Origin of the sequence: Sphingobacterium sp. HMA12 (assembly GCF_002933815.1) — a bacterium.
Lineage (GTDB): Bacteria > Bacteroidota > Bacteroidia > Sphingobacteriales > Sphingobacteriaceae > Sphingobacterium.
Window position 1 is genome coordinate 145942 of the sequence record NZ_BEYR01000001.1, and the last position, 24158, is coordinate 170099.

The 24158-nt window shown below is 38.3% G+C and carries 18 protein-coding genes; 4 read left to right on the forward strand and 14 right to left on the reverse strand.

Features of this window, described 5'->3' with window-relative positions; all coding sequences use genetic code 11:
• Window positions 1–336: 336 nt before the first annotated feature.
• The 3 genes from HMAT_RS00630 to HMAT_RS00640 all read left to right on the forward strand — a co-directional run bounded on the left by HMAT_RS00630 (window position 337) and on the right by HMAT_RS00640 (window position 2591).
• The gene (locus HMAT_RS00630; RefSeq protein ID WP_104380897.1) at window positions 337–840 is read left to right on the forward strand and encodes a hypothetical protein; all 504 of its coding nucleotides are present in this window, start codon (window positions 337–339) and stop codon (window positions 838–840) included.
• A 20-nt stretch (window positions 841–860) separates the two neighbouring features.
• The gene (locus HMAT_RS00635) at window positions 861–1739 is read left to right on the forward strand and encodes a hypothetical protein (protein WP_104380898.1); all 879 of its coding nucleotides are present in this window, start codon (window positions 861–863) and stop codon (window positions 1737–1739) included.
• Window positions 1740–1880: 141 nt separating this feature from the next.
• Window positions 1881–2591, forward strand: coding sequence for a WG repeat-containing protein (locus tag HMAT_RS00640; RefSeq protein ID WP_158655546.1), 711 nt, complete (start codon window positions 1881–1883; stop codon window positions 2589–2591).
• A 127-nt stretch (window positions 2592–2718) separates the two neighbouring features.
• Here the strand turns inward: HMAT_RS00640 and HMAT_RS00645 are convergent, their stop codons facing one another.
• The 5 genes from HMAT_RS00645 to HMAT_RS00665 form a co-directional block, all read right to left on the reverse strand.
• Complete coding sequence (locus HMAT_RS00645) at window positions 2719–3819, reverse strand: glutaminyl-peptide cyclotransferase (RefSeq protein WP_104380900.1); 1101 nt, start codon at window positions 3817–3819, stop codon at window positions 2719–2721.
• Between the two features lie 270 nt (window positions 3820–4089).
• Complete coding sequence (locus HMAT_RS00650; protein WP_104380901.1) at window positions 4090–5595, reverse strand: SusD/RagB family nutrient-binding outer membrane lipoprotein; 1506 nt, start codon at window positions 5593–5595, stop codon at window positions 4090–4092.
• A gap of 12 nt (window positions 5596–5607) precedes the next feature.
• The gene (locus HMAT_RS00655) at window positions 5608–8964 is read right to left on the reverse strand and encodes a SusC/RagA family TonB-linked outer membrane protein (protein WP_233789071.1); all 3357 of its coding nucleotides are present in this window, start codon (window positions 8962–8964) and stop codon (window positions 5608–5610) included.
• Window positions 8965–8987: 23 nt separating this feature from the next.
• Window positions 8988–10022, reverse strand: a complete 1035-nt coding sequence (locus HMAT_RS00660) for a FecR family protein (RefSeq protein WP_104380903.1) — start codon at window positions 10020–10022, stop codon at window positions 8988–8990.
• Between the two features lie 44 nt (window positions 10023–10066).
• On the reverse strand, window positions 10067–10597 hold the full coding sequence (locus HMAT_RS00665; RefSeq protein ID WP_104380904.1) for a sigma-70 family RNA polymerase sigma factor: 531 nt from the start codon (window positions 10595–10597) through the stop codon (window positions 10067–10069).
• A 165-nt stretch (window positions 10598–10762) separates the two neighbouring features.
• On the opposite strand from HMAT_RS00665, the gene HMAT_RS00670 reads away from it, so the two are divergent.
• Window positions 10763–11509 carry a DUF72 domain-containing protein gene (locus HMAT_RS00670; protein WP_104380905.1) on the forward strand — a complete coding sequence of 249 codons (747 nt, stop codon included), beginning with the start codon at window positions 10763–10765 and terminating at the stop codon, window positions 11507–11509.
• 15 nt (window positions 11510–11524) lie between these two features.
• On the opposite strand, the gene HMAT_RS00675 is transcribed toward HMAT_RS00670, so the two are convergent.
• The 9 genes from HMAT_RS00675 to HMAT_RS00725 all read right to left on the reverse strand — a co-directional run bounded on the left by HMAT_RS00675 (window position 11525) and on the right by HMAT_RS00725 (window position 24077).
• Window positions 11525–11857, reverse strand: a complete 333-nt coding sequence (locus tag HMAT_RS00675; protein WP_104380906.1) for a hypothetical protein — start codon at window positions 11855–11857, stop codon at window positions 11525–11527.
• A 368-nt stretch (window positions 11858–12225) separates the two neighbouring features.
• Window positions 12226–12540, reverse strand: a complete 315-nt coding sequence (locus HMAT_RS00685; protein WP_104380908.1) for a hypothetical protein — start codon at window positions 12538–12540, stop codon at window positions 12226–12228.
• A 401-nt stretch (window positions 12541–12941) separates the two neighbouring features.
• The gene (locus HMAT_RS00690; protein ID WP_371412027.1) at window positions 12942–13949 is read right to left on the reverse strand and encodes an alpha/beta fold hydrolase; all 1008 of its coding nucleotides are present in this window, start codon (window positions 13947–13949) and stop codon (window positions 12942–12944) included.
• A 25-nt stretch (window positions 13950–13974) separates the two neighbouring features.
• Window positions 13975–15084 carry an L-dopachrome tautomerase-related protein gene (locus HMAT_RS00695; protein ID WP_199768508.1) on the reverse strand — a complete coding sequence of 370 codons (1110 nt, stop codon included), beginning with the start codon at window positions 15082–15084 and terminating at the stop codon, window positions 13975–13977.
• Window positions 15085–15717: 633 nt separating this feature from the next.
• Window positions 15718–16860, reverse strand: a complete 1143-nt coding sequence (locus HMAT_RS00705) for a TlpA disulfide reductase family protein (protein WP_104380911.1) — start codon at window positions 16858–16860, stop codon at window positions 15718–15720.
• A gap of 48 nt (window positions 16861–16908) precedes the next feature.
• The gene (locus tag HMAT_RS00710) at window positions 16909–18459 is read right to left on the reverse strand and encodes a RagB/SusD family nutrient uptake outer membrane protein (RefSeq protein WP_104380912.1); all 1551 of its coding nucleotides are present in this window, start codon (window positions 18457–18459) and stop codon (window positions 16909–16911) included.
• A 17-nt stretch (window positions 18460–18476) separates the two neighbouring features.
• A complete protein-coding gene (locus HMAT_RS00715; protein WP_104380913.1) occupies window positions 18477–22106 on the reverse strand; it encodes a SusC/RagA family TonB-linked outer membrane protein in 3630 nt (1209 codons plus the stop codon).
• A 143-nt stretch (window positions 22107–22249) separates the two neighbouring features.
• The gene (locus HMAT_RS00720) at window positions 22250–23392 is read right to left on the reverse strand and encodes a FecR family protein (RefSeq protein ID WP_104380914.1); all 1143 of its coding nucleotides are present in this window, start codon (window positions 23390–23392) and stop codon (window positions 22250–22252) included.
• A gap of 97 nt (window positions 23393–23489) precedes the next feature.
• The gene (locus HMAT_RS00725) at window positions 23490–24077 is read right to left on the reverse strand and encodes an RNA polymerase sigma factor (RefSeq protein ID WP_104380915.1); all 588 of its coding nucleotides are present in this window, start codon (window positions 24075–24077) and stop codon (window positions 23490–23492) included.
• Window positions 24078–24158: the final 81 nt, after the last annotated feature.

The following is a 24158-nucleotide window of genomic DNA, read 5'->3' on the forward strand; positions in this document are numbered from 1 at the left end:
GTCTGTATTCTTTTTCTAAGTTCCGTAATTCTTTCTTAAGAAACAAACCATGCACTTGACCTGTGTTGTTGGATTTTCTTATTGATAATTATCTTCCATTATTTAAGGGTAAAATTGTTTAAAAATGAATTATTGTTTTGAAAATGAGTTTGTTACTCCTTCTGTTTTATTCTATTCAATAAAAAATGGTTTCATGAATTATTAAATGGAGATTTTTATTTGATCTTATATGAAAGAGCGGACTAATTGACAACGAATCTTAAAAGATCGGCAACGAATATTAATTGCCACAAATAATGGCAATTGAAAATACGTTATTTGTTGAAAAATAGAGAAATGAGAATTATTATTTTGACCTTAATCATCAGTACATTCGCGTTGACATCCTGCGGTGGAAATTTGGAATTTGTATATAACGAGAAAATAGCTGGCCTTTTTAATGGCTGTAAAGAGAAGTTAGATGAGAGTTACAACAAGCTGTTGGAAGGTAATTATGATGTCGATAAAGCTGATGAATTATCGTACGAAATGAAACTAAAGGAGGCGCAGGCCCTCAGCAGTTATGTCAAAGGTATAAGGAGTGAAGTGAATGAACTAAAACCCAGTGAAGCAGCTATGAACTTTCATTTGACCATGACCGCTTATATGACAAGAATTGCGGATGGCTACGGAACATTGTTGATCAAATATGTAGACGAACAGAAAAAAGGGGCAAGACAAGCCTTATTAAGGGATATCACAGATGAAAAAGATAAAATAGCCGCTTTGGCGGATACTTGTCTGCAGAAACAGGTAGAGTTTTTAAACAGGGCGGGAATAAAGGTAACTGCTGTGCAGTAACACAATTAATTTTTAACAAAATGGGAACATCTTTAACCAATCACAGATTTTATTTAATAGGAGTATTACTCTTACTTGTTGTATCCTGTAAAAGCAAAGCTATAAAGCAGGCGGCCAGCGTTCCCCATCAACAGGAAATTGCGCGACCTGACTGGTTGGCTCAAAAGTACTCACAGGTGACAATGATTGATGATCGCCATGTGGCTGTATTAAATGGGAATTACCTCGTGGATTTGCCTTTGCAGTTTAATACAGATTCAAGCTATGTATTTTATTTGAACGCAAAAATTCCAGTAGAATTTTTTAAGGAATCATTGGGATTTTATCCCGAATTAAAGCAATTTATTCTTATTGTCCCTGATTGGAAATTTTATGCTGAAGTCAGTAAAACGGCTTCAAAGGAAGGGATGTGCGTGGAGCCAGAAACGACCAATTTTTACTACTATATCAGACGTGAAGAGGATAAAGTAAAAGTTGATAGTGCTCGGCTTGGAGGGCTGGAAAATCCAGCACTTGATTTTGACAAATCTGTGGTGCTTGACGATATGCTAACGGTGTACCGAAAGGAAAGCTATGGTTCTGTCTGTTGCCCCCGTGATCCAATGTGGGATATCGCTGATCAGGATAGTTCCTTTGTTCGTGGCTTTGAAGAAAGAAATAAATTCAAGGTAACTACAGGACGATATATTCAAATGCAAGGAAAAGAAGGCGAACATAGTATATATTATACATTGCCGGGCTTGACAACACTGCAGCGATTGCAATTTCTGCTCGAGAAGCGTGTGCAATGGAGATTGAACTGGGAGGCCAAGAAAATGCCGCTTTCACCTCAATTGTTTACACCTCAATTGCATCAGATGATAACAACGGGATTTAACAAGTTTGAAGAAATGCCTTAACAGATGAGACAATAATTGTGAGCCGAAGATTTCTGCTTTTTAAATATGTCGGTTTAAGGTGGATGGTTTATATAATTTAATAAATAAACATAATTTCGAAATAGTATGAGAGCAAACAATCCATATAAAATTTTAGGGATAATGGCAACAATTGTATTTATAAGCGATTCGTGTCAGGGACAAGATGTAACCAAAGCTACTAAAATAGGTGTTGAAAAGACTGTTTTACCAATCAGTCAATTACAGGGGAAGTATAATGCAGTAGAAGATATTTGGGAAAATCAAGATGCTGCTTATGAGCAATTTATACGATTTGATGGCGAAAGCCTAGCTACTTTTTATCGGACAAATGCTAATGGGGATTTAGGGACTGTCGGCATCATTGATAAAGAAGGAAAGGTTATCGTGCAGCCCAATTATTTCAGTACAACCACGAAACCACATTTTGGCTTTTTTGAAGTACAAGATAGTAAACAGCGTGTAGGTTTGGTCAACGTGAAAGGCGTGCAAGTTGTTACGCCTCAGTATGAGTCTGTTTTTTTGGATGCCGGTCTGATGGCGATTGATAGTACGATTATCAAAGTTGCTAAAGATGGTAAGCAGGGATTTATCGATCATAGCGGTGCTATTGTGGTTCCTCTTAAATATCAGGCGCTAGATCTGGTTGGGAAAAATAGAGTCATGTATATGGAATCATCACAACATTGGGGACTGATGGATTATGCCAGCAAAATAATCACCGATCCTGTTTTTACATCTAGCAATATTTTTGTCGATGGAAAGACTGTATTACAACAGGCGGATGGTGAGCAGTATGTGGTTTTTGAAGATGGCAGAATCGTTAAGAAATAATGGTTGTCATAAAATAAAGAATACTGAATCCTGATTGGGGAATACTTTAATGCCATTTCCGCTGAGAAAATAGCATTTTATGAATTAAAATGGCCTTTATCATTTCACATGGTAGGATTGATAGTGGTTAGTCCAATAATTGTATTTCAAATATTTTGTCCCAATTTTTTCCTGTAACAAAAAAAGTATTTGATTTTTTATTGTAGGCAATTCCATTTAGTACATCTAGATCGACATGTTGTGTCACATTTTCTCGTAATTTAGAAAGGTCAACTAAACCTTCTATCGCGCCTGTTTTTGGGTTGATAATTCCCATGACGTCTTCCATAAAGAAATTAGCATAAATTTTTCCTTTTACCCATTCCATTTCGTTAATCTGATTGACGATTTTCTCATTTGTAGCAACACGGATATAATCAATTTTAGCAAAATCATTGGGATTTAATATATAGATGTTTTCTGAACCGTCAGACATATACAAATTTTTGCCATCTGAGGTTAGTCCCCATCCTTCCATATTTTGAAAGTATGGCAGTTTTTTAATGGTCTCTAATGTTACCATATCATAGACGTAGGCAAGGTTGTTTTTGTAAGTCAATTGATATAATTTGCTATTTAATATGGTCGCACCCTCGCCAAATATTGAGTCGGCTAATTCGACCTTTTTGATCAGTTCTCCTGTCTTTGGATTCACAATACGGATACTTGACTTCCCTTTACTTCCACTTACCCCAACGCCATTGCCAGTGCTTTCCATTAGGTTATCTCCGAAAAATTCTAGGCCTTGTGTGAATGCCTTGATGTCGTGTGGGTAGGTGTTTACAATTCGGTACGTTAAAATTTGTGGTGGGTTTGGAGGTAAAAAGTCTATGTTTACGGTATTTTCTTCAGATTTTCCTTCGCTAAATACTATCGCTTTAATAATTTGTTTGCCAAATTTCTCTTGCGATAATCTATAGATTATCCTCGTGTTTTCTAAAACTTTAGCAATTGGCTTATCATTGATATAATAGTGGATGGAATCAACTTTTAAATTAGGCGTGCTTGTAATCTGAAACGATAATTCTTCATTTGTTGTATAATCTTGTTTGATCCCTTCGAAACTAAAGTTCGGATTATTTTCTGGTAAGATATCTGGAGACGGGGATATCGTCTTTTTACCGTTTTCTCCACATCCTATAAAAAGAAATGCTACTGTTAGCAAAAATAAGGAGGAAATCGTTTTCATTTTTTAAAAAGCTTTAGAATAGTAAGATTTGTTTTATACCTAAGGTAATATAGATATAATTTCGAAAGAAACCTAAAGCATGGTCGGAGAAAGAATAGGTATATAAAACCATCAAATTGTTCGCTGTTAAAATAATATCGTGCATCTTGTTGCTGAAGTGGTCCATCTGGAGCAGCGCAAAGGTGCGGGATATGCAAAAGGTAGAAACTTTTGCAATTAGGTTTGAGCGACACGAAGTAATTTCGTGCGCTCAAACTTTTATTGCTACAATTATTGTTTTTTATCCCACCACACTCTGGATAAAAAGGAATCTCCATTTGACATTCTCGAAACAGCATCTCTGAGATTTGTTTGGTTTAATTGAGCTTCTTCACTGGAATAAATGGCCCGACGGGGTATCTGTCCATTGGTGGAACCTGGATTTGGCCCCGGCGTCAATTTCGGATAACCTGTACGCCGCCACTCGGCAAATGCTTCCATATCCCTACCAAATAAACTTATCCATTTTTGAGTAGCAATTTTCTCCATTTTTTGTTCATCGGTCAAACCACTTAGGTTGACGATACTTTGTTCATACGATGTGGGGATAGCGGTTAAATTGTATGGTGGAAGCGCGAAAGCAGCCTTTACGCCATCTGTAAAGAATGATTGCGCATTCGTACTTGTAGCACCCCAACCCAATAATGCGGCCTCGGCTTTGTAAAAACAGATGTCTGAGTAGGTCATAGCATAACTTGGTATCGGTGTAAAACTTAAGCTAAACCATGTTGACTTGTTGGCGGTAGAGTAATTTGCTCTGATCAGTTGAGAAAGCTCATTATCGGTTAATGCTACTCCGATTCCTTGATAAGTGGTAACGCCGCCAATAGTGACTGGCTCAGCAAGTATGCCTAATCTGGGGTCATTGTATTCCTTCAATTTACTTACCAAGGTGTTGGCTAAGTATCTCAAGTCTGCACTTCCGGTAGTCATCTGCCGCAAAATAGGATTTTGATTTTCGGCCTGCGCATTATTAAATGTTGGAACTGCTGCATTATCACTATTACTTGATATTAGTCCAATTGAAGAAGTCATTGCTTCCGTAACAGTTCTCTGTGCTAGTGATGGATTGGCATAGCGCATTCTTATACCCAATTTCAGTTTTAACGAGTTTCCGAATCTTCTCCATTTATCGATATTACCCCCATAGAAAAAATCGGAGGAGCCATAAGATTGATCACCAGCGGTAAGTTGTGCCAAAGCTGCATCCACCTTAGATATTAGTGCGGGATAGATCTCTTCTTGTTTGTCAAACTTTGGGGTTCGGTTGATCTCTTTGCTGTCTTTAGTAACATCCGAATAGGGGATGTCTCCAAATAGATCAGTTAACCGCTGGTATAAGTAAACTTCGTAAAGTTCGGTTATTGCTAGTTTACTTCGGCCTTCTGGATTACCTTCTTTGCCACTAAGTTCCCTTTTTATCTGAATGATGTTTCTGAATAAGGTGAAATGCTGTGACCAAATCTGGTTTTCTGGGCCTTCAAAGTAACGAGATACGGGTACCACCGGCCCACCGGCCCAATGCTGGATCCAGGAACCAAATTTATTGTTTGGAAGTTCTCCCGACTCCTGAAATGTACCATCGCGGAGGATTCTAGCCATCAACAGTCCCGGGTCTATTGTTGTTACCGATGTTGGTGGTGTATTTATTTTTTCAAAATCTTTTGTACAGGCACTAAATGTCGCAACGGATATAAGTGCAATAATAAGCCTGTTTTTTGTTATTTTCATTTTCATAATTCAGTATTTTTAAAGACCAACAGTAAGGTTAATGCCAAATGTTCTCATCATGGGTAAAGAAGTGGATTCAATACCTATGGAGCTGTTGTTTACATTGAATGCGGAGGCTTCGGGAGAAAAACCATCTGTTTTTCGTTGGAAATAGAATAAATTTCTACCATACACCCCTAATTTCAATGAGTTGATCATACGATGTGGCATCAGCGTTTTCGGGAATGAATAGGAGAGACTGATTTCGCGCATTGCAATATAGCTCATATCATTAATCATTTCTTCAGACACCATGACCTCTTTGTCACTGGCGACCATATTCCAATAATCCTGAGCATTTATCTGCTTGCTGTTTTTTGTTCCGGTGCTTGTCCAATTACCTGCGGCATCTTGTTGGGCAACCATACCCTCCGCAACATAGGTGCCGTCACGTCCCTGCAACGTTTTTTTGCTTGTGCCATAAATTATTTGTTCCCGATTGGATTGCGAGAAAATCACTCCGCCTTGACGAATATCAACAAGCGCGTATAAATTAAAACCTTTATATTTTAGTGTATTTCCAAAGCCGCCGATCCAATTTGGTTGCGCATTTCCAAGATCGGTTTCCACACGCCCGGCCGTACGTAAAGGGAGCCCCGTCGTGGGATCAATTAACCGGTTTCCATTTTCGTCCTTGACCCAGGCAAATTGAGTTCCAATGAGCTGCCCAAATGGCTTCCCCACCTCGGCAACAACATTGATCCCTCTATCTGTTGCTAAAAGAAAACTTTCGACGCCAGGGTACAACGATTCAACCTTGTTGCGGTTTCTGTTAAAGTTAAACGTGGTATTCCATTCAAAGCCAGCTTCGGTTTTGAGAGGTGTTGCTCCCAATACAAATTCGATCCCCCTGTTACTGATTTCTCCAGCATTGATGCGGTTTTTCACATACAGGCTCGAAGGTGCTATGGGTACATCTAGGATCTGATTTTTAGTTTTTGCCTGATAGTAGGTAAAAGATAGGGAAAGTCTATTTTTTAAAAATCTTAGATCTGCACCGGCCTCAACAGATGTAGTCAATTCATTCTTTAAATTGGGATCGGGGATAATTTCGGTATATGAAGCCATTGGTACCCCACCATGCGTATATTGATTGAGACTATAAGCGCCAGTCAATTGATAGGGGTTTCCGGAGCTACCGGCCTGTGCCCAAGAAGCCCGGATTTTGGCGAAAGACAACGCATCTGACTGCCATTTGAGTGCGTCAGATAACACAAGACTGGAGCTTATAGAAGGGTAAAAAAATGAATTGTTGTTTTTGGATAATGTAGAAGACCAGTCATTGCGCGCCGAAAAATCGACAAACCAATAGTCTTTATAGCTAAATTGGCCTGAGAGGTATACCGAATTAATTTTAGACTCGATGAGATCAAATATATAAGTATTCGTAGTGGTATTATTAATGACAAAGAGATCTGGTACAATAAACTGGTTGCCAGTGTTTCCTGTCATTCGTAAATAGCGGCTTTGATGACTTGCCCCCATGTTGGCACTGAACTTAATGTTATCCGATAAAGTGAAATTAGAGCTGGCAAGGATATCAAAATTATCTTCGCGAGATCGGATAACTTCTTCTCTGATATCACCTTTCCTGTTTAAGCTCTGATAGGTATTGATCGGTCTATATCGGAATCGCTGATCGGTATAAAAATCGGTTCCTCCGGTCGCAGCTACTTTGAGCCAGGGGGCAAAGTCATAACTTAGACGAAGTAAGCCAATAATGCGGTCGCGGCGATCTTCATTGTGATTTTCATGAATTGTCCAGAAGGGATTGGCCGTAGAACTATTTGTTGCGTAAGTTTTTTCCAAACCCTCCGTTAAACCAGAAAAGCCAAGTTGCCTGCTTATTTCCTGTGTGGTCCATTTATATTGGGCCATGATGTCATTACCCAGGCTTCGTGGTTGGCTGATAAACAGATATGCTGGATTGTCGGCTGCATCGGCCAATGTTGGTCTATTTTTTCCTTTTTGAGCAATATAATTTGCTTTTACGTCGATATGGAGTTTGTCTGTAATTTTTGCCTGAGTACGTAAACCGAAATTATTCCTTTTCAAAGTATTGGTCGGGATATATCCTTTAACATCTGTATTGGCGAAAGAAAAACGATAGTTTATTTTTTCATTTCCGCCGTCTACACTCAAATTGTTGACAAATTGCTTTTCGGTTTGAAAGAAAGAGGCATATGTATCAGGTTTAGGAGTTAATTGCAGGATATTTCCATAGGCATCTTCATAAGTTTGGCCCTCCATCTTGGCCCCCCAGCTCGCGCGCGTAGTACGGTCCCGGCCTGCGCTCATTTTCGGAATGCCACTGTAACCGTTTTTTATGGCATCACTCATTGACACGATGGTTCCATCGTCTTTTCGAAAGTGTGTGAATGTACCGTTCAGTCCTTGACCATATTCATTTTGAAAATCGGGAAGTACTAAACCATTTCCAAAGGAATAGTCTGTACCATAGCTGAAACGTGTTTTACCGGCTTTTCCTGATTTTGTTGTAATCAGAATGACACCGTTGCTTCCTCTTTGGCCGTATAGTGCTGCGGCATTGGGCCCTTTTAGGACGGACATGGTCTCAATATCTTCGGGGTTGATATTGCCGATACCATCGCCATAATCTGTGCCGCCGGATTGGTTTGGCGCTGAAATGTTTTGATTGTCAATAGGTACACCGTCGACAACGTAAAGGGGTTGGCTGTTGCCAACAAGTGAATTGTTGCCTCGGATAACCACTTTTGAAGAGCCACCGGCGCCAGAAGCAGCGCGGCTTACCTGCACACCAGCAACCTTGCCAGAAAGTGCATTGGCAACATTTGTTTCTTTACCCTGTGTCAATTCATCTCCTTTTAATTCGGCGACAGTGTAGCCTAAAGCTTTTTTCTCCTTTTTGATTCCCAGTGCGGTGACAACTACTTCTTGAAGGTTTTCCGATACTGTTTCCAGACTGACGTTGATGGCAAGCTTATCTCTCTCGGAGATGTTGTAATCTGTCAGCTCCTTGGTTTTAAATCCAATGGACGAAATGGTGATCTGATAACCTTGACCAGCCGGGATCTGATCAAAAGAAAAAGTACCATCCGTAGCGCTCGTCGTAGCTCTTTTAAATTTGCTGTTCGGATTTTGGATGGACACAGTTGCGGAGTATATGGGTTTTCCCGTTTCGTCACGAATGACCCCATTGATCGCAGCCTGCTGTTGAGCGTTAACGATTTGATAACTAGTTGCCAAAAGGCCCATTAGTCCAAGACGTAAACCCCAGTTTACATCTGCACGGATATTGGTTCTTAGCATAAACATAGTCATTAGGCTATGTTTGGAAGGTAAATAATTGTGCATAATTTATGGATTAAATAAGAGAATTATATTTTATTCGGTACAGTTATAGTAATGTGGTGAAGTTCCTGTATGTCTGATAGTATTTTTCGGAAAACGGAAGGATTATTTTCATAGGTGCCACTGTAATATTTGTCTTCAATAGCTTCGGAATTAAATTCAAGTTTGACGTTATAGTTTTGGCTTATAATATGTAGCAGATCTTTAAGTGCTAAGTTTTTGAAAATTAATGTATTTTGTTTTTCGGCATAAAAACCTCTCCTGTTGAATTTGGACGAATTCATTCTTTCTTCAGCAATAATTTGAAGTCTCCTGTGATCAATGGTTATTTCTTCATTTGGCATAAATTCAAGATGTAGAGGGGAAGAATTGGGTTCGCTTTTTAGGCTCTTGACCCGGATCCGTCCTTCAAATAATCTGACTTTTGTTTGTGAAGACAGTTGTTCATCAATACTGAATACTGTGCCTAATGCCGTCGTTGTCAATCCCTTGGTATATACGTTAAACGGTCTTGATTTATCTTTGGCAACAGCAAACTTTGCTTTTCCTTTTAAATGAATATCGCGGGTAGACAGTGACGAAAAATTATCTGCAAATTTAACTTCCGAATTGGGGTAGAGTTCGATTTTTGATCCATCGGGAACATCTATCTGCACTGGTAAATTGCCGGAATTGATATAATAGAAGTTACTTGGTGAATCTGGTTTCGTTGCCGGCTTCTTAAGTTGGGCAATAATTTGGGGGGTATTTGTTGATTTCTTCCAATATTGGATTGCTTCCCAGCCTAGTGTTCCAACAAGTAGAAGTATCGCAGCATATTTCAGTAGGGTATAAATATGTTGCCTTTTATCATTGATTGTAACTTTTTTGATCAGGGATCGTTTGATAGAGTCATGCTGTTCAAAAGGTGGATGTCCTTCTACGTTATGCCATTCACTTGCTGGAAGCCACTCATCCAAATTTAGCTGGTTATTATCCAGTTCATTTTGAACCGCTTTAACTTCTTCAGCATTTGCTTCTCCGCGGAGATATTTTTCAACAAGTTTCTTCGTAATCTTCATACATATTGATTACGATTGAAAATCGTGTATCCCCTAAAAGAAAATTAAAAAAGATTTAGCATCAGTATTGAAAGCAATAATGCTTTTCTTATCGCTTTTAGCGCAAGGGCAATTTGATTTTCTACTGTTTTAGACGAGATGGAGAGTTTATCTGCAATTTGTTTGTGGGATAGATTGAAATCGCGACTCAAGATAAAAATCTGTTTTCGCTTTTTAGGGAGCTGATTAATTACATGCTGTAATGTAGCTTCAAGTTGTTTTGCATGGTAATCATCTTGTGGGGAATAGTATTGAATGAGTTGATTTTCTGCTTGAAGAAGTTTCTTTCTATTATATTCCTCTTTGATTAAATCCAGGATCGTTGTTCTCGCGATACAAAAAATTTGAGATTCTACTGTGGCATCAATATTCTTTATGTTTAAATTTTTCCAAAGTTTAATAAAAACACGCTGTACGGTTTCTTCGGCCAAATAAGAGGATCTGGTTTTGTTGAATGCATATTGGTATACTTTGGTGCTCCATTGATCAAAGTATTGCTCAAATTTTTGAATATTCAGCGAATAATTGATTCCCATAGTGTAGACTTGGCGTCTCTAAATATAGCGAAACTAAATGATTTAATTTGAATTGTGTTTTTCTATTCGTCAAAACGTTAGTATGATGAGACTTGTTTCTAAAGAAACGTGTAGTGGATTGTTTGAAGTTTGAACTATTGTCCTGGTTTTAATTGTTATTGCGTTATGGAGATCCGATATTTTTCAGGCACAAGTGGAATTCTGTTGCCGTATAAGAACAAGAGCTATTATCCGAATGATTTGAAGGGTAAGAGCAGACTTGCTGTATACAGTCTATTGTTCAATTCTTTAGAGGTTAACAGCTCATTTTATAAGATACCCCGCAGGGAAACTGTTGGACGATGGTCTCTGGAAACGAGTGATAACTTTCGTTTTACTTTTAAGCTTTGGAAGGGGATTACGCATCAAAAGGATTTAATGTTTGATCATAGTGATGTTGTTAAATTTTTGGATGTCATTAGCACTGTGGATAAAAAGAAAGGATGTTTGTTGATACAATTACCACCATCAACTACCTTCTCTTCGCTAAGTCATTTAGATAAACTTTTAAGATGTATTACAACCGATAGGTTAAGTTTAGGCTGGCATGTATGTGTTGAATTTCGGCATCAGTCTTGGTATTGCCAGCAAACAATGGCTCTATTAAATTCTTATGGTATAAATTTGGTGCTACACGATAAAGATGCTAAGGGAATAGCTATACAGTACACTGGTAGTGATGTGGTCTATATGCGTTTTCATGGACCAGAAGGTAATTATAAAGGGAGCTATGAAGATGCCTTATTACATGAATATAGTGGTTATATCAAGGAGTGGTTAGCCGAAGGAAAAGAAGTGTATGCTTATTTTAACAATACTATCGGTGACGCTATCGCTAATCTTAGCACATTAGAAGATTATATTAAACAATGATAATTTAGGGATGGTTTAAAATACACTCCCACGGATATATTCCTTTCCCATATAGCCATCCCAACTTTCATGGTCACGCATAATGTGATGATAGACTGCCGCTAAAGCCTGTGCTTTGGTAAATAACGGGATACCTTTCCGAATACAGTCATAATCTGCATAAATTCCATCAGCGTTATTCCATTGAAGCCATTCGAGTAATTCCTGTCGTTTCATGAGTGAAAGTTTGTCGAAAAGAGTTTTGTCTTTTAAATCCAGTAGCTGATAACGCCAATCTTTTTGTTGTGACTCCATTGCTAGGATTTTTGGCAGTTGATAACCGATGATCTGTTTGATGAAATACTCCATAAATTCAGCATTTAGTTGTTAAACATAAGTTGTATTGAGCCATTCGAAAAATTACTATATAGTTTTTTCGTATGATTTCGTAAGATCTCTCTATGAGTATATTCGACAGCCTTTGATTTGCAAAGTGGTTTTACGCCATTATCCATGCATTTGCGATCCGTGTAATTACCCTTTGGATTGTACCATTGTAGCCAGTCAACAAGGACCTCCCGATCCATCACTTCAAGTCGTTGACGTAAACCATTTATTTCACTGTCTTTAAGCTGTTCTCGCCAATCAGACCATATTGATCGTGATGTGAATTCTCGGTTTGCTTTAAATTTATTTTCCATCGTGTTACTTATAACTCATTTTTTGTTTGACCCAATTTAAACGATCAGCTTGCTTATGATCGCATTCCCCAATTTACTTTTCATAAATAATGCAATTTGTTGCAGTAATTCAGGGCTGACTTCAGGAACTCTTTCCAAATCCCGAATAAACCATTTTTGAATTACAGGATATTGTTTAAGAACTGGGTCAAATTTTACTACTTCGGCTCTGGACGATTTACCTTCAGGATCATAGTATGACCAAAGTACAATAAAGATAGTATCAGGATCCTCATCGGGATAGGGGGTATGGAAGCGAACAATATCGCCAACATGCAATTCCTTATTGTCATATCCTTTTGTCTGTTCCATAAAGACCTTGTCTAAAATTGATAATCAAATATACTAAAAATGTTAGTTTTTAAAAATTTTATTTATTTTTTTTACTAAGTATATTAATAGTTTTCAAAGAAGCGGATTAGCATTTTTTGACAAAAAAATGCTAATATGTCAATCTGTCCTTATTTATCTATTTGAGTGACCGTTTTAAAAATCGTTGCAGCGAATAGAAAAAGAAAATATATTGTAGATGGAATTCAGTTCATTTTGTTAAAAATAGTTCTTCGATGGATTTGCTGATGGTGCAAGGATTGCGTCTTATTTCTTAGGAAACTATCTATGATATAGGTCTTAAAAGGGGACAGGAGTTATTCTGCAATAACACAAAAGGGGGGACTTTTAGTGAGCACGATAACGCTGAGGAAACAATAAAATCAGTCTTTTAAAAAAGAAATAAGGGGATTGATAAATCGATCGAATGCTTCAATATGAGGTAAATGTCCGACATTATCGAGCTCAACGAGTTTTGATCCTTTGATTTTTTGCTGTGTTTCCTTTCCCAAATGTTGGTACAATCCCATCTTTGCGGCTACCTTGGGGTCTTTTACTTGAGCTTTGCCAATGGCTGTTCTATCCCTTGTACCAATGATGAGTAGGGTGGGGTTTTTGATATATTGAAATTCGTAAACAACAGGTTGGGTAAAGATCATGTCGGATGTCTTTGCGTTCACCATGGCAACGATGGGATAATCCTTCGCTTTTGTCCAGCCAGTGAGTAGGTATACCCATTCATCATATTCTGGCTTCCACTTGTTATCGTAGTAAAATCCGCTTTGATATTTTTTTGCAGATTCATATCCCGTTTTTAATTCCATTTGAAAATTTTGGTCAATGGAAGTGTAGGGAGCGACAAGTTTCCAGTCTTCGAGTCCGATGGGATTTTCTAAAATAAGTTTTTTAACTGTTTCAGGATACATCAATGTGAATCGGGTAGCAAGCATCCCACCCATGGAATGTCCAAGTAAATCTATCTTATCAATACCTAATTTGTCTAGGAGCGCTTTTGTGTTTTCAGCCAGCTGCTGAAAGCTAAACTGATAATCTGTAGGTTTCGAGGATTTACCAAAACCGATCTGGTCAGGTACAACAACCCGATATCCTGCTGTATTTAAAGCTTGGACAGTTGTTTTCCAGTACGCTCCGTTGAAATTTTTGCCATGAAGCAGCAACACTGTTTGACCATTTGGCTTTTGCGACCTGACATCCATATAGGCCATCTTTATCTCTTCTCCCTGACTTTTGAGGGGCAGATAATTTACTTCATAAGGATATTGATAATTGCTGAGCATAATATCCAATATAGGACGATCTGTTTGCGCTTTGGACAGCGAATAAATAAAGATGAGTAGTAATAAAGGGAGTTGTTTGATCAATAATTTCATTTATGCATGCTTAAGATTCAAATAATCAATTCGGCAACATTATTTTATAAACACGATAGGGTAATTCGACCCGATCTACACCATTGTTCCATTGCGGATCTCTGGATAGTTGTGCACATGAAAAGTAAAGATAACCATTCCCATCTATACCCAAAGAGTCGGGCCATAACAATCTAGGGTCCTGTGTCAATAGATGAATTTTTCCGTCCGGACTTAAGTATTTGATACTGTAATCCATTGAGGTTGTCAGATAAATATTACCGTTCCGGTCAGCAAGTAAGCCATGTGTAACGCCTACACTTCCCATGTCTTCTACCTTGCCCTCTAAGACTTGCTGGGAGAGTGATTGGTCGGCGAGGTACTTTGTCGCGATACGGTATAGGTGATTTTTGTTAATCGGTTTAAAGTAGAAGTAATTAAAATCATGACTTAGTGCGATCCCGTTGACGTGGGAGAGGAATGGGCTACCATCCTTGTAGCGCATATCTATACCGGAATAAGAGATGACAACTTTGGGATCCGCTAATGTGAAGGGACTTTTTTCCAGTACCTTTCGGCTATTTCCCGTTTTAAGGTCAAGGACTATGATTGCGGCTTGTCCGGGGTCAGAAAGATAGGCGAGATTTTTTTGAAGATCAATGCGGACATCGTTCAAACCCGATTTCGTTTTGTCCAGGTCATCAAATGTGTAGATACGCATGATCTTATTGTTTTTTGTGTCGATTTGTAGAAGTTTGAATTGTCCGGTGGAAGCTGCTCCATCTGGACCGAAAATGGACCCCGAAGTTGATGGTTTGGAGTCTAATACCCATAAGTAATCGGCTGCATCTACAAATATATCCTGAACATTTACAAAATGAGAATCTTCATCCCCTTGTTTGTTCCATGTTTCGTTCGGATAGGGGACGCGCTTGCCATCGATGATTTCTGTCAGCGCAAACTGATAGTCTTTGTTCTGTTTAGGAAATGAGACGAATAACCTGTTTGTTGAAGTTGCGCTAACTCCTATAGGACGATAAGCGCCAAAAGATGCTGCAACTTCCAGTTTTGGATCGAGAGCGGGTTTATCTTGTGCCTGCATTTGAAAGCTTAATAGATGAACAAATAGAATAAAAAATGTAAGTTTTTTGAACATATTTGGTATTTATTTAAGATTTGGTCATTGTGTCGACTAATAATAGTTTGTTTTAAAAACGAATACTCTTTTCTATAACTTCTTTTTCTGCATTATTGTTTTAACAGAAACATTAAATGGAGATGGTGTTGGTCTACCTTATTGTTTGGGGCAGTTCTGTTGTATATGTCATCTCAATGGAAGAAATAATTTTTGGTCTTTCCCGCGCATTTATATCGAGCATGATCAATCGAACCAAATCACTGGATTTTGAAAACCTGAATAAGTTAAAACAAGGAAGCGAACTAGCGTCAACCTTTTTCTATAATAAATATGCAAAGAGGGATATGTCATGGCTTTCTATATTATCAAAGATCGCTTTTTAGTTGGGAATATTCTTCATGAGGGTATTTGTCCATCTTTGGAGTTGCAAGGAAAGTTTCGGTAAAGAAAAAGAAGTTTGGCTGATAAGTGATGTGTAAGCAGAAATCATTTAACAAATTACGTAGCATCTTGCATTATAAAAAGTACAAAGAACACCAGTTAGATCAGATGCCACAAAACGTAGTAAGAAGCCAAATTAGGACGAGCGCCTCTATGGTATATAGTTTTTAACATGCCCCACTATTTGCGACAGCGGGGCATGTCTCTTCATTATTTGGTTAATTTGACGCCAAATACGGATTCAAGTTTTTCCTCCATCGGTCCACCGCCATTTTCGTCGGATCCTACGCTACTAAACACAATTTTTCCGTCCGGATCAATTAGATATGCGGTAGGAATTCCGCTGACAAAAAAAGCCGATTTTGATAAATTTGTTTTGTCGTGTAGTTGTGGCCATGGATTATTTTCTTCTTTTACCGCTTTCTTCCAGTCGTCAAGCTTTGCGTCAATGGAGATATTGATAATTTCGAAGTTCTGACCCTTTAGCTGTTGATAAACCGATCTGAGCCTAGGAAATGAGATTCGACATGGACCGCACCAAGAAGCCCAAAAGTCAATCAATACATATTTTCCTTTGAGCTTATTGAACGAAAAATCATTTCCGGTGGTATCGGGAAGAACGAAGTTCGCTACAGTAGATCCTATACTGGATCTTTTTTTGCTATTGATTTTTTCATCTACCTGTTTGGCTGCTTTAGTTTCTTTGATCGGAGGAGATAATTTGGAAAAATAGCTTTCTAATTGTGGGAGAGAGAGACTGCTGACCACTCCTAACAGCATAAAGGGCGCATCGGATCCATTAGGATCAAAATATTTTGTAAATAGCGAGTCATTTAATTGTGTTTGACGCTTATAATAATAGTCAATTGCCTTATCATAATTGGTAGCTCCTTCTTTCAGAGCATCTTCACCAAATTTAACTGTTATTTCTTCTCCGATCTTATCAGTAGCGGATTTTTTAGCTTTGGAATAATTAAAATATGCAACTGAACGAGCGGGGCCATTTATTTGAGCTGAAAAGAGATCTTTGCCAAGTTCAAAATCAAGATTCAATATTCCTGATTTTTCGATAAACAATGGAAATGGGGAATAAACACCTTTTGTTTTGACGTCATATTGAAGATAAATATATCTTATGTCAGGAAAATCCGATTTAATAAGCATTTGATACTCGCCATTTGAACTGATTTCTGCAGAATCTTGAGACTGATGGCTGTATACATATATTTTATTAAATCCTTTTGTGTCGCCAGTCACTTTTCCTTTTATTTTCAGATTGATCTGAGCAAATAGGGTATTAAATGAGAAGAAAAATAGTGCCACAAGCACTGTTATTATATTTTTAGATTTCATGATAAATTTCAATAAAGTTTAAATTTTAATGTACAATTGGTAGATCTATTAATTTAGTCCAGCAGGTAAATATGGATCGCCATTGGGTTGTAAATTCCAGCTTGGATTGGCAAGTATGGTCGGATTATTGATCTGTAATGTGAAAAATTTACTGATGACATCCGCTTTGTAGGATTTGTTACCTACGGTATGGATGACCTGCGTTTTCGACCAAGGTTTCCCTTTATCTAATGCCAATCTCTTGATGTCGAATGTCCGTTGATAGGTGCCAAGCTGCATTTCCCGTCTACGTTCCTTCAGAATTTCCGCTAGTAATTGATCCTGACTGAAAGCCCCGCCATTTGGAAGATCTGTATTTGCGCCTGAATAGCGATATTTGCGCAGGATATTGAGATCGCTTAACGCTTGTCCCAATTGGTTTAACCTTGCATGTGCTTCCGATTTTATCAATAATAGCTCGGGATAAGTCATTCCCTGTGAAGCGATCATTTTGTTGTCCCTATAATACTTAAGGCGTACACCATCATCATGTTTCACACCGCCTTCAACCACTGAATAGCCTAGCGTTTTGAGCATAAACAGCTTGTATCTCCGATCTACGTTTTTATCAAATAGCTTGATAAATTCTTCCGAAGGATAGGGAGAATAGCTGTAGGGGGTAGGGCGATAAAACAGTTGTTCCCTGTTATAAGTCTGTTTCAATAAATTATCTTCGCCTAGTAACTCAAGACCAACTTCGGCATCGGTACCAGCTGGTGGAGATGCATTTGGATCTTGTCTATAACTGAATTTATTTAGGTTATAGATCAGATTATCAGTATTACCTTTGGCTGCTATGGCTTGCGCCCATGCATCATTTGCATATTTGGACATTTTGGTCCAATCTCTTTTGAACATGTATAGCTGTGCTAACAAGGCATTAACTGCTGGTTTGCTTGCACGGGTTGGGTTCCCAACGGTATTTGGAGCGCCGGTCAATGCATCGAGCAAATCTTTTTCTGCCAGATTCATAATTTCATTTGTGCTGGCGAGATCGGGATTGGGAGTGCTCGGTGAACCTGTCGTCCGGTAAGGAAGCACCTTTTGATCATTTTTACCTTCAGGATCGTACATTGGTCCATAACCCAGTCCTCCGACCAGATAGGACCAAGCTCTTCCAGCTTTTGCCTGTGCAACAATTATTTTACCCAGATCTGAATTTTCCCCCTTAAGATTTGAAACTTCATCAATAGCGATATTAAATATGCCCGCAGCACGATAGATGGCCCACTCCCATGTGTATTGTGGATCTATCGGATTCGTATAGGGATAATAAAATTTAAATGCAGCCCAACGATCTACATTCGGGTGCGTACTTTTGTACAGATATATAGCCTGATTTTCACTGATCGTTAAGTTATCACCCATAAAAGCATAGAAGCAACCTCTATTGTTATCTGCATAAAATGAGCTAATGGTATTTGTATTATTCAATAAATTCTCCAGATCTTCGACTTTTGAAGGAATCAACTGTCCAATAGGTTTAACATCTAGGTATTTGTTGCAGGAGAAGGTCGAGATGGAGACCAGTCCCAGTGCAAGGTATATTATTTTTTTCATTTCAATTAGTTTTTAGGTTAGAGTCCGAATCGTAAACCGATAAATATCTCTTGTGGTAAAGGCAGTGAAGTAAATCCTTGATCTGTTCCTGCCCCCGTACCACCACTTACATTGAATTCTGTAGTTTCGGGATCTATGTCGACGCCTTTGGCGGTAATACGAAATAAGTTTCTGCCTTGGATAAATATTCTAGCGTTGGTAAGACCAATTTTTTGGCTCAGTTTCTCGAGATTATAGGAAAGTGTGATGTCCCTTAATTTGGCATAACTGGCATTACCTACATTGACATCCGCAAAAGGGAAGGAGAACATATCCATATTCCATTCTTCCAGAACGGGATATATTGTATTCTTTTCGTCTCCCGGTTTCCGCCATCTTTCGGCTACATGTCGGTTTTGATAATTGGATCCACTAAACGTATCCTTCCTATATTTATGCCCTAGCTTTGCTATAATCATAAAAGATAGGTCCCAATTTTGATAGCTGAAGCGATTTGTTAAAGCAAGATCCCACTTTGGTCTAAAGGTTCCCTGATAGACCAAGTCGGTAACTTCAGCATTGCTCGCCAATACAACCTGATTGTCTCCGGTATAAACTTGTGTTTGACCGAGTTCATTAAGGCCTGCAAAACGATAACCCCACAAACCGTCTGAAGGATATCCGGCAACCATGATTCCTCCTGGAACAGTGTAACTTCCCGCGTACGGACGATTTACATTGTAATATTTTACCTTGTTTGTGTTAAAGGAAATATTGGGCAAAATATCCCAGCTAAATCTGCTGTTTTTGATGGCGTGAACATTGAGCCCAAGCTCAAATCCATGATTGGTCATTTTCCCTACATTTTTTGTTAGGGAGCTAAATCCCAGTGTCGCATCTGCCGCGTCTGCGGCTAATAAGTCAGAACTGTTCTTGTTGTAATAGTCAAAGCTACCTTCTATCGTATTGTTGAATAAGCCAAAGTCTAATCCCACATTGGCAATCTTTGTTTTCTCCCAGCGCAATTGCTTATTGGGAGGTGAAGATATTCCATAGGAAACCCCACCTGTTGTTGGACTATAGTTACCTACGCTCAAAATCAAAAACGGCCCATTTCTCAGGGAAATATTTCCATTGATGCCATAGGAGCCTCTGATATTTAGCTTACTGAAGACAGCTTTATCCCACCATTTCTCATTACTTAATTTATAAGTTCCTCCAAGTGACCACATCGGTTTGTAGCGGTACTTTTTATCTGTACCGAAGAAATTGGTGAGATCCAGCCGTATACTTCCGCTCAGGATAAACCGATTGTCATATTCGTATGATCCATTGGCATACCAGGATACAAAGCGATTATCTCCATAAGTTAGTAAGCCATCGGTCAGCGATACACTTCCATCAGGGAAGAGCATATCTGCGTTGTAAATTCCAGCAGTAAAATCTTTGATGTTTACAGGGATAAATGAACCTGCATTTTCATTATAGCCAGCTCGGGTAGCCAATCTATTGTTGTCAGAGGTGATTTTTCTGATTTCGTTTCCGACTAAGGCGTGCAACAGATGTTTGTTATCGGAGAAGTTTTTGCTATAATTGAGCTGTGTACGGAGCGTCCAGGTTTCATTGATATTTTTGAATTCGTCCAAGATGCTTCCATCGGGAATATAATGATTAGCAGGATTTGATTTGGAGGTACCATCGTTATAGGCGATACGAGCATTATAGGAGTCTGCCTGTTGGATATTTTTAACATTAGCCGTTCCTTTGACCCAGTTACCTCCGACTTCTGCTGTAAGTCCTTTTAGGATATTGGCTCTTAGAAACCCGCTCATCCTAAAATTATAGATATTGCTGTAACTGGGCATTTTCCCCATGTCTTCTAAAGGAACATAATCCCATGACTTCATGCCGGGGGTATTTTTGTAGGTATTTACCTTATATTGACTGATACCCCATATTGCTGCCGGATTGCCCTTTTCGTCCAAAAGATTGGTATAGGGCATAATCATTGATCCTCCTGAAAAACCGGCTAATGATTGATAATTGTCACCCACTAGCTCTGGACCGTAAATGGTAGAATATGTAAATGAGGTACTATTACCTTTATTATACGTGAAACTGGCAGCGGCTCCTGCAGATAAGAAAGGAAAAAGCTGCCATTCGTTTTTAAAATCCGTAATTAATCGCTTTGAATCATTGTTAATCAGGTTGTCCTTGGTCTGTTGGTAGTTGACCGAAAAATTATAGCTGCTTTTGGGAGATCCGCCGGCGATATTGATATTATGCTGATGGGTTACTTTGTTCCTAAAAAACAGATCCTGAATCTGATTTAATGCATTGATACCGCGAAGTCCATTGATTTCAGCCATTGCATCTTCGAGGCTAATTTTCCCTTCCCGCTCTTGCATTAGCAGATAGGTTACCCGGCTCATATTATAAGGATCCATCGTTGAGGGGCCATTTGGATTCAGGTTGAAAAGATCTATCTCAGCATCAATATAGTCAGATGTCGTCGCTTTGTTCAGATACTTTAGCTGTGGTTTCTGAATAATATTTACAAAGCCGGAATAGCTTATTTTAGGCTCACTATTTTGTCCAGATTTTGTGGTAACAACGATGACGCCATTGGCTGCTCTAGAACCATAGATTGATGCGGCCACACCATCTTTTAGTACGGTTATGCTCGCTATATTCATTGGATTGATATCATCTATTGTTGTTTCGACGGGATAACCGTCAATGACAATCAAGGGTGTTTTTTGTGCATTAAACGTCGAGACACCTCTGATTTCTATTTTGCCGGCCTTGTCAATAGTTAATCCTGTTGTTTGCCCTTCAAGAGCACTTTTGAGATCTGTAGCTAGTTTTCTTTCCAGTTTTTCACCGCTAACATAACTGAAAGATCCAGTGACGCGATCTTTGGGGAGTTTCTGATATCCAGTATTGACTTCCACTGTAGCCTCATTTAATGTCCCCGTTTTTAATGCCAGTGTGATGACTCCGAGATTGTTTGTGACTGGGATAGTGATGCTTTCATACCCTATATAGGATATGATGATATTTGTTCCTACGGAAGAATTTTCTAAAGTGAACTCGCCATTAGCATTGGTGATTGTACCTTTTTTGCTTCCTTGGATCATCACATTGGCACCGACGAGCACATTGCCATTTTCGTCAACAACTTTTCCTCTTATTTTGGACTGGTTTTTAAGATTAAGTAGTAGTATTGTTTCTTTTAATTGAATACCACCAATTTCAGACTGACGCTGTTTAACCATGATCATATCTTTCTCCAGTTCGAAAAAAATGGGCGTATTCTTTTCAAGGGTTTTTAATGCTTCTTGTAAAGGGAGATTGTTAAATGAGACAGAGGTACAGGTCAATGGATCAATATTTGGTGCTGCCCATAAATAATGGTAACCCGTCTGAATGTTAATTTCTTGCAGTATCTTTCGCAGACTAACATTTTTTTTATTGATATTGACTCTTTGTGCCATGGTATTGGCCTGGACCCCCATCATCCCTAAAAGTAATAGTGATGATAAAGAGATTTTCATAAGCGCATTGGTAAATATACGCGATACAGATTTTTCACCTGTACTTTGTTCATCTGTCGGGACTACACAAAAGAGGTCTCCAACATTTTTTTTGGTAAAAAAATGATACATTTGTTACGGTTAATTGATTTAAATAATGGTAGTTTACGATCTTTTAACTTTAATTAAGGGGACGTTGGCGCGTCTCCTTAATCGATCTGACATAAATTTTCGGGTTTGCTCTCCTTTCTTTTAATGGTATTAGATTAATAGCGTTAGTTTATTTTAACTTTTGATTTTTCTACAATAAAATTGGCGTTACTGGCTTTCGATAATAACTTAAATAGTTCTTCAGCGCTGGCATAACGCGGAATAATTCCTTCTATTTTTACTTTCCTTAGTTTTTGATCTATAAATTCAAAATCGAAATCATACCAACGGGCGAGTTTGACCATGACGCTTTCCAAAGGCTCCGCGACAAACTCGAACTGATCTTTGGTCCAGGCTATATCGGATTGATTATCTACCTCGCGTTTGTAAGTATTTTGACCCGAGGCCGATATGGCCTGTTCGTTTGGTTTTAAAATGATAGCTTCTTTTGTAGTTGCGTTCTCATAATTGATTTTTACAGATCCTTCCATTAGTGTTGTGACTGTGGACTTGTCTTCACTATAGCCGCTTACATTAAATTTTGTGCCCAGTACCTGAATTTCCTGCTCATTACATTGTACAAAAAATGGAACAGCGGTGCCATCTCCATTTTTAATTTTGCTGATTTCAAAAAAAGCCTCCCCGATAAGCTTTACCGTCCTTTGTTTATGATCAAATTCCTCCGGAAATATCAACGTAGAAGCCGCGTTTAACCTAACTGCACTGCCATCGGGAAGCAATATATGATATTGACCTCCTTTGGGAGTGCTTATAATCAATGTTTTCTCCTGTTTTAAAGGATTATTTGACGTGATTTTTTTTAATTCTTCAGAAATGTTGAAATATTTTTTTTCGACCGGTAGCTGTAGGGATTTTCCATCTTCAAGTTGAATGGAAGCGCGAAAGCTACCGGGTACAATACTCGATGAGGAATAATTGAATTTAAGGTACCAAAGGAGGATAAATAGCGCGGCAATTGTACAGGCAGCAATAGCAATCCCATATTTTTTAATAAAAAGATGAAAGAGATTAGGTCGTTCAAATGTAATCTTACTTTTTGCTTTTTCAATTACCTCATGAACGGGTAAAGAAAAAGCCCAATCAACATCCTGTTCATAGGTATTATTTGAAACCAAGCTTTGAAATAATTCTTCATGATGTGCTGAAGAGGATCGCCAATGATCTAGTTTTGTCTCACCCTCATCAGACAAGATTCCAAGCTTTTTTGCAGATATTAATTCACTTACTTCGAAAGGACTCAGCTCCATAAATTCTTTGGTTAGTATTTATGGTTATAACAGAATTCAAAAACGGAATTGCTATTTCTGTTCTTATTATTTTGTAAAATGCTGATTTATAGTTTGATTATTTTCTTATTGTATCGATTAATATTAGTATTAGAAGATAATCGCTATTGTCCAATAATTGTTTTAGCAAGGTCAAGCCTTTTGTTTTCTGCGTATAAACAGTACTACTTGTTATATTTAATTTTTGCGCAATTTCTTTGGTGTCCAGCCCATCCAAAATACTCAATTTCATAATGGTACCACATTGAGCAGGCAGTTTTTCTAATGCATTTTTGATGAGTTGTAATGTTTCTGCATAAATAATCCATTTGCTGTCATCCTCAACAATGCTACTTATTTGACTGGCATAGTTGTCGTAATTAGTCAGGCGTCTTTTTCGCTTGTCCAGATAGTTGATGGTCGCATTTTTTGTGCTCAGGTAAAGAAACGATTTTAGCCTGTCATAGGAATCAAAATGAAAATCTGCTGACCAAATTTTTAGAAGAACATCCTGGACGAGTTCCTCGGCACTTTCCTTTTCTATATTGAACTTGATCGCATACAAACATAAGGGCGAATAAAACCTATAAAATAGGAGTTCAAAAGCCTTTTCATCTTTTCTTAGAAAAGCTAAGAATAATTTGGATTCATTTAATGCGTCTTCCATGTGCTGGTAAAACAAATTAAATGAATTTTAGACATAAATGAAAGGATAAGAAAAGATTTTGGATGATAGAAGAGGATATAT